This is a genomic window from Hoeflea sp. (genome assembly GCF_984452065.1).
Map to the genome: position 1 here is coordinate 1 of NZ_CFHWAF010000186.1, position 7,268 is coordinate 7,268.

A 7,268-nucleotide genomic window follows, 5' to 3' on the forward strand; every position below is an offset into this window, starting at 1 on the left:
CCCAGCATCGGGATCGGCGAAGAAGCGCTCGATTTCGGCGTGTAGCGTTGGCTGATTGGTTTTGATCGCCAGGAGGTAGTCGGCCTCGTGGTCGAGGATGGATTGAGCGATGCCGGGATTGCTGGCGATGGCGTCGATACTGACCAGGGCACCAGCCAGCATGCCGGACGCCGCCAGGCGCTCCAACAGGATCGGGATGGTGGTGATCTCGTTGGAGGTCGGCGCCACTGCCTGCTGACCGAGGACCAGCTTCTCACGCGTCGCAAAAGCCGACAGAAGATGCAATGCTGCCTTGCCAGAAGGGCGGTCATGGCTGCGACGCGACGTCTTGCCGTCAATGGCGATGAGATCGGGGGCATCGGGTCGCAGGTCGTTGGCCCAGGCCATGAAGCAATCCGAGAACAGTTGGGGATCGAGCCGGTTCATGAGGATATTGAGCCAGCGAGCACCCGGTACGCCGTGATGATAAGGCTGAAACCGCCGCAGGAAGTCGAGGTGGGTCTCGCCCCACGCCGCGATATCGTCGAAGTCATCGCAGCCGGAGATGCTGGCGCACACGACCAGCAATAGAACCTCTGGCAGGGGGTGTGCAACCCGCCATTGCTCCCGTGGATCCTCTATGATCGCAAAATGGGCAAGCAGACTGCACAGGCGTGGTTTCTCATCAACGATATTCATGACGGCGCTCCCGAAGCAAAAAACAGAGCCCGACAGAACCACATCAAGCGTCAACCGGGAAGCGCTCGTTAACCTGAGTTCGAAGCCGTGGGCTGTGATGGCTAGAATTGACAGCCGTGCAGAATCCCGAATTTCCACTTTGTTTCAGTTGCCTAGACAGGCAAGAGGGAAGTTTTGATGGCTCGAAAGAACCTATTGGAAAGCGTCCTGGGTAAAGAGACGGACCAAACGCAAAGTGAAAAGCGCTCAGCCTATGGTCTGAAGGGCGCTTCCGGCAAGATGAAGGCTTCCCTCGACAGTCTGGCAGATGATGCGAAGAAAATGCTTGAGGGTGAGACGATCGTGGACGTCGATCCCAACAAAATCGACGCCTCTTTCGTCAATGACCGACTATCTGGTGACGATGAGGAGTACCTGGATCTCAAGGCTACGATCGAACGCGATGGACAAGACTCGCCCGTCTTGCTCAGGCCGCACCCAAGTTTGACAGACCGATACATGATCGTCTTCGGACATCGGCGCGTCCGTGTCGCCCGAGAGCTGGGACGCAATGTGCGAGCGGTCATCAAGCCGATGGATGATTTGGCTCATATCCTGGCCCAAGGTCAGGAGAACTCGGCGCGATCGGACCTGTCCTTCATCGAGAAATCACTGTTTGCAAAGCGGCTGCTCAACCTCGGTCATACCAAGGACGTCATCCAGGCGGCTCTCACCGTCGATGCCACGCTATTGTCAAGGCTGCTCGCTGTCTCTCAAAAGATCGATGAGGACATCATCGAGTTTATTGGACCAGCCAAATCCATCGGCCGTGACCGGTGGGAGTCGTTCAAGAAACTGGTGATCCTGCCTGCAAACCGAGGCAGGGCGCTTGAACTGATCGAAGAAGACAGCTTCCAGAACCTCACCAGCGATGAGCGGTTCGAAAAATTGCTCGCAGCACTGCAGGGTTCTGGGTCAAACCCCAAGAAGACGCGCAAAACACAGTCCGTAACACGAAATCTCGGTGACATCGGTTCGATGACGGTCGGACCAGGTTCGATCAAATTTACACTTTCCAAAGCCCATGGAACCGGGTTCAGCAGATTTCTCGAGGCCGAAATGGATGATCTCCTGGCAAAATACAAGGAGACCCTCGAGAACCGGTGATCCGCATCGACCTCGGCACGGTCTGAGGCTTCTAGTGCCCAGTTCGCGGATTGTAACGAGTGAACAACGAAGGAAACGAGCAAAGAAAGAAACACAGGCAAAAGAAAAGCCCCCAAACCAGCGGCCCGAGAGCTCTCTAAGTCCTATTAGCATCCCTTAGATAGCACTCTCCGCGAATCACTGTCAACGGAATAACACCGTTTGGCAGACGGATTTCTTTTGCCTTCTTTCGGGGAAAGGAGGTCACGTACCCCCATGACACATAATGGTTGGCGCAAGCCGACGTCGGGTCTGGTCGAGGCTGAGAAGCTTGCACTAGCCGGCGAATGTCTATCTGTACCCAAATCCCAAGCGATTGTTGCTGTGAAGAAGGTCGCCGCGTCGATCGGGCTCAAGGCGCCGCACATGCTGCTCCTGGACATCCTGGCGGCCGTCACACAGCCTCAGGACTGGCAGCAAGGCCGCCGGCCGATCGTATGGCCCTCAAACGCCTATCTCCTGGAACAGACCGGGTTCTCCCTGTCAGCGCTCAGACGTCATGGTAGGCGCTTGTGCGATGCCGGCATCATTTCGATGAAGGACAGTCCGAACGGCAAGCGGTGGGGGAAACGGGACGAGGACGGCAACATCGTGGAGGCTTATGGCTACGATCTCACACCTCTGGCGACCCGAACGGCGGAGTTTGAGGCGCTTCACGCTCGCAATCTCGAGGTGAGGGCGCTTTGCCAGTCCCTGCGCAACACGATCACGATCGCCCGACGTAGTATAAGGGCCAAGATCGAGAAAGCGCTGGAGAGCCGTCTGAGGGGACCGTGGAGGGATTTGCAGGCTGAGTTCGAATTGGTGCTGGAACGCCTTCCCCGGCGCTCTGATACGCCGGAGAAGCTCATGGACCTAGCTGACTGGTTTGGAGCCCTGAAGGAAAGGGTGGAAGAAGCTTTCACAGCCGCGTTTGATTGGCCGGAGAGATCTGATGCTAGGCCGGCCGAAGGAGCCTCTGATTCACAAAAAATGACACCCACGGGTGCCGAAAGTGGCACTCATATACTAATTACAAACCAACCTGACTCAGTAACAAGTAAAAGCTTTGAACACAAAGCCGCGCGATCTGGACCTCCTGGGACAGATGCGCCACCGTTGGTTGAAAAGGAAAACGCAGATTTAAGTGACATACAATGGTCGACCCATGAAAATAGACGAACGTCCGATGTTGAATTGACCACTGTGATGGCTGCCTGCCCGGAATTTGGCGATATGGCGCGGGCCATGGTCGGTGGTTACGTGAAAAACTGGGACGATCTACACCGTGCCGCCGGGCTGCTACGGCCGTCTTGCGGAATATCTGAGGACGCCTGGAATGTGGCTCAGCAAAAACTCGGGCCATTTGTTGCCGCGGCCGCCATCGCGCTGATCTACGACAAGCACGCAAAGGGAGAAGTCGCTTCGGCGGGCGGCTATCTGCGCGGGATTGTCGGCAAGGCGCTCGAGGGAGATCTCCATCTCGAACGGAGCTTCTATGGACGGCTGAGCCAGATACAAGGATCGCATTCATGAGGCTGGAGCCGTCTGCCATCCAACGATTGCTGCCCGGTATCCCATTGCATTGGTATGGGTCGGAAAGGGCTGGGGAGATTCCGGGCGGCCCTGGCGCCTATCTCTTGCTGGTCTCGCTCGATAGGACGGTTTTGTTTTGTACGCCGAAAATAGGTTCGATTGGCGTAATGGCGGGTTCATATGTCTATGCCGGTAGTGCGCGCGGGCCAGGCGGTTTGCGAAGCAGACTCAAGCGCCACTTTGCAACAGCCAAGGCGATCCACTGGCATATCGATCAACTGACCGTGGCAGCCAAGGAGGTTGGAGCTTTGGTGTCGTTTGACGCTTCGGAATGTGAATTGGTCGATTTGCTCACCGCAATCGGCGCGTTTCGGTCGGCGATTGATGGTTTTGGTAGTTCAGACTGCCGCCGCTGTGTGTCCCATCTTCTGAAGCCTGTAGGAGGGCAAATGAAATGATGGAGCGAAGGGCATGAGAATGCTGTTTTATTGGCCGGTTCGCTCGATTAAAAATATCGGCTTGAACCGATATCAGCTAGAGGCTATATTTCTGTCATGACGTGGGCCGTTTTTGAACATCCGGACTTCGTCGAAGAACGCGAGACATTCCCTGGTGAGGTGTGTGACAAGCTCGATGCGGTAATTCTCCTGCTGGAGCAATATGGTCCCCAGTTGGGGCGACCTCATGTCGATACGCTCGCCGGCTCCGGGCACGCCAATATGAAGGAAATACGCGTGAAAGAGCAGGGCGTCTGGAGGTTTGCCTTCGCGTTCGATGAAGAGAGAAACGCTGTCGTCCTGGTTGGCGGCAACAAGCAGGGCAAGAACCAGAAGCGGTTTTACAAGAGCCTCATCGCAACCGCTGACGAGCGCTTCGACGAATGGCTTGAGGCGGAATGAAAGGAAGATCGATGGCAAAGCTGAAGAAAACTGCCTTTGTGAATGCCGGTGATCGCATTCGCGCGCTTCCGCACGACCGTCGCGAGCGTATCGAAACGCTTGCCGGCGAAATGGCCGCAGAGCTGCACCTGTCCGAAATCCGCAAGGCCCTATCGATCACCCAGAAGGACCTCGCCGAGAAAACCGGATTGGCCCAGGGCGAGGTATCGCGTTTCGAAAATGCCGAGCTCACCGGCGCCAAGATCGGAACCCTGGAACGCTATGTCGCCGGCATGGGCGGCCGTTTGCGGCTCCTGGCGGAAATGCCCGATGGAACAACGGCCGAGATCCCGATGAAGAAGGGCAAGCCCGTCAAATCTCGGGTCAGCGCGGCCTGACGCTGATGTCATAGGCCAGCAGCTTTCGTCAGATTGACGCGGAACCGCTCTCTTCGCCGCTGATTGCGCCGCGTCATTTGAGGGGAGGCGTGTCCGAGCTGTTTCTTGACATGATCAGTCGCGCAACGTGCTTGTCGGAGAGCCGATCAGCCTGGACGCCGCCATTGTCTCTCGTAACACGCCTGAAGATCGGACCGTGATCGATCTTGGCAAAGTGCAGCCATTGCTCGAGCGCATGAACCGGGCAGGTCTGATCTGCCGTGTTTGTTTAGAATGCCGGCCAGAACAGTGGCGATGTGCCGGTCCTGGCGATCGAGCCGTTGCCCACGTTGCTGATAGTTCCAGGACAGCCCCGACAGCCGACGTTCGATCGTCGAGACGGCAAGGGCAGGGGACCCGTCCTGTGGCGCGGCCATCTCGGTGATATAGAGCCCGATCAGCCGCGGATCCGGCGTGAACTGGTCGGCACCGCGGCGTCGGCACCAGCTGGCGAAATGGCCCAGTCCTGTTTGTACGCTGTGTTTGTGTTCTCGGCCGTCGCCTGTTTGGCATAATCGCGGGCCGTTTCGACCAGGCCCTCCAATGAGCCAGAGGCCGCAACACCCTCCGGAACGGCGATTTCCCGGGCAGGGGAAGGGGGGCTTATGGGCTTTCTCGGCGAGCTGAGCTTCGATTGTCGGGCTCTGGGAGGCTGCAGTTGAATTCCCAGCATCCTCGGATTGCCCAGGATGTTTGCTTTCATCTGCCATATAAACTATACTCCTAGTCCATACGGATGGATGGAGAGCTTGATTTGGCGCGTGCTAAAGTGAATCTGACACTGGATACGGATGTGACAGACGAAGCGCGGGAGCTTGGTCTCAACATGTCTCGTCTCGCAGAGCGTGCGATCGCGGACGCAGCCAAGCTCGAGCGCAATCGACTTTGGCGCGATGAAAATCGGGATGCGCTTGAAGCATACGCAAAAGAGATCGAGGACAATGGCTTGCCTCTTGCTGACTTCCGCACTTTCTGACGATCGCGCCCATGGCTCAGTTTGACGTCTATCGCCTTCGAAACGGCATTCTTGTCGTCGATCTTCAGACCGATCTTATCGGAATGGATGCCTCTCGCATCGTTGCGCCGCTGCGGGAAAAGGGAGCCTATACCGCATTCCCTGGCTTGACGCCGAATGTGGTGATGGATGGCAAAACCTGGATCGTTCGGATTCAGGAGCTTGCAGCCGTCACAGGGGCGGAACTGCAGGAGCGTGTTGGATCCCTGGCAGAGGAGCGAGACGCGCTGAAACGGGCGCTTGATATCCTCATAGACGGCTTCTGATTTTCTCACGGGACCTTTCGGCCGGGTGTCTGCAAAGTCCGGAACATTAACAGTGTTCTCGGCAAAACGGTCTCTCTCGTCGCGCTGAGCATTGATTGACGGGCCCATGGGACGCTGCGGACGAAATCTCAGCCTCCGGAACATCAGGATTGGGCTCTGAAGGCCCGTTGTCGGACCGCGCGAAAGTGTTGTCTGCATTGCCCGAGCAACTCTGTCCGGGCGATGTCGAGGAAGCGATGGAGGCGCTTGGTGTCAGTCGGGCGACCGTGTTCCGTCTCTTGAAGCGATACCGCGAAGATCAACGCACGAGTTCAATGCTGCCGCGCTCGAAGGGACCAAAGCGCGTTATGCAGCCGCTGGAGCCGGAGATCGAAGCCATCGTCCGACACCACTTCACAAGGCTCTACGCGACACGGCGCAAGCCCACACAAACCAGGTTCTGGCGGGAGGTCGCTGCGGATTGCCGTAGGGATGGTCTTCCTGCGCCGTCGATCCGTCGTCTTGGTCGGTGGCTGGAGCTACAGGATCAGGCAGATCTGATGCGCCGGCGCGAAGGCAAGGGCAAATCCGAACCGATATTTCTGGCAACGCCGGGTAGTCTCGCCGCAGCAAAACCTGTCGATATCGTGCAGATCGATCATACCAAGGTCGATGTCACTGTTGTGGCTCCGGTGACACAGATGGCGAAAGCAACGGAGCCGGGCTGCATGAGGTCAACCCGCCTTCTCGTCCGATTTTGCAAACAAGGCGCGAAACAATTCTTCCGCCTTCGCCAATCCCTCATCCGTCAGGACAACCGATTTGGCTTTGTTCACAGGGTTATAGATCAGGCCTTGTTCATACAATCGGTTCATCACATCCCGGTCATGGCCCTTCCAGGCTCGGCGCTCATCATGCAGCGTCAGCCACAATAGCCCCAAAACAACTTCGTCAACGCGGTCTGTGTCGATCTCCATGTGGTCGATCATAGCAAGAAATGCGGCTACGCACCCCAAAAATGGTCAAAATTGGCGTAGGATTTTGCACCGTCCGGCAATCGACCCTACTCTGGATGTGGATCTGGCCGTCGCTGCGGTCGCCGTGACTGTTCAGAAACACGATCTGGGTCTGGTCGAAAAACCAGGCGCCTATCTTAAATGCTGTCCCCAATTTGAATGATTGTTAACCTTGTTTTTGTAGTTTGTCATGGAAGGAGAACGCCATGTCAGACCTGCATCGCCACGATTTAAGTGAGGAGCTTTGGCTCCGTTTGAAGCCGCACCTGCCCGGGTCGAAGGGCAACTGGGGCCGCCGA

At 56.9% G+C, this 7,268-nt stretch carries 9 protein-coding genes and 1 pseudogene; 7 read left to right on the forward strand and 3 right to left on the reverse strand.

Going from position 1 to position 7,268, the window contains the following annotated elements; all coding sequences use genetic code 11:
* Positions 1-678: ISAs1 family transposase (locus tag AC5E6N_RS22305; RefSeq protein ID WP_491749873.1), on the reverse strand; the 678-nt coding region annotated here is incomplete at its 3' end.
* A 177-nt stretch (positions 679-855) separates the two neighbouring features.
* On the opposite strand from AC5E6N_RS22305, the gene repB reads away from it, so the two are divergent.
* From repB to AC5E6N_RS22330, 5 genes are all read left to right on the forward strand, one after another.
* Positions 856-1,824 (forward strand): plasmid partitioning protein RepB, encoded by a 969-nt coding sequence (repB, locus tag AC5E6N_RS22310; protein ID WP_491749874.1) that lies wholly within the window; start codon positions 856-858, stop codon positions 1,822-1,824.
* Between the two features lie 255 nt (positions 1,825-2,079).
* Complete coding sequence (gene repC / locus AC5E6N_RS22315) at positions 2,080-3,378, forward strand: plasmid replication protein RepC (protein WP_491749875.1); 1,299 nt, start codon at positions 2,080-2,082, stop codon at positions 3,376-3,378.
* Positions 3,375-3,836 carry a GIY-YIG nuclease family protein gene (locus AC5E6N_RS22320; RefSeq protein WP_491749876.1) on the forward strand — a complete coding sequence of 154 codons (462 nt, stop codon included), beginning with the start codon at positions 3,375-3,377 and terminating at the stop codon, positions 3,834-3,836. The genes repC and AC5E6N_RS22320 overlap by 4 nt, the downstream gene beginning before the upstream one ends.
* A 96-nt stretch (positions 3,837-3,932) precedes the next feature.
* The gene (locus AC5E6N_RS22325; protein WP_491749877.1) at positions 3,933-4,277 is read left to right on the forward strand and encodes a type II toxin-antitoxin system RelE/ParE family toxin; all 345 of its coding nucleotides are present in this window, start codon (positions 3,933-3,935) and stop codon (positions 4,275-4,277) included.
* Between the two features lie 11 nt (positions 4,278-4,288).
* The gene (locus AC5E6N_RS22330) at positions 4,289-4,654 is read left to right on the forward strand and encodes a helix-turn-helix domain-containing protein (RefSeq protein ID WP_491749878.1); all 366 of its coding nucleotides are present in this window, start codon (positions 4,289-4,291) and stop codon (positions 4,652-4,654) included.
* 8 nt (positions 4,655-4,662) lie between these two features.
* On the opposite strand, the pseudogene AC5E6N_RS22335 reads toward AC5E6N_RS22330, so the two are convergent.
* Positions 4,663-5,366: pseudogene (locus AC5E6N_RS22335) on the reverse strand (hypothetical protein).
* A gap of 81 nt (positions 5,367-5,447) precedes the next feature.
* Between AC5E6N_RS22335 and AC5E6N_RS22340 the strand changes: the two are divergent.
* Both AC5E6N_RS22340 and AC5E6N_RS22345 read left to right on the forward strand, forming a co-directional pair.
* Entirely contained in the window at positions 5,448-5,669 is a 222-nt protein-coding gene (locus AC5E6N_RS22340) for a type II toxin-antitoxin system CcdA family antitoxin (protein ID WP_491749879.1), read from the forward strand.
* 11 nt (positions 5,670-5,680) lie between these two features.
* Complete coding sequence (locus AC5E6N_RS22345; protein ID WP_491749880.1) at positions 5,681-5,974, forward strand: CcdB family protein; 294 nt, start codon at positions 5,681-5,683, stop codon at positions 5,972-5,974.
* Between the two features lie 713 nt (positions 5,975-6,687).
* Here the strand turns inward: AC5E6N_RS22345 and AC5E6N_RS22350 are convergent.
* The gene (locus AC5E6N_RS22350) at positions 6,688-6,930 is read right to left on the reverse strand and encodes a DUF6429 family protein (RefSeq protein WP_491749881.1); all 243 of its coding nucleotides are present in this window, start codon (positions 6,928-6,930) and stop codon (positions 6,688-6,690) included.
* Positions 6,931-7,268: the final 338 nt, after the last annotated feature.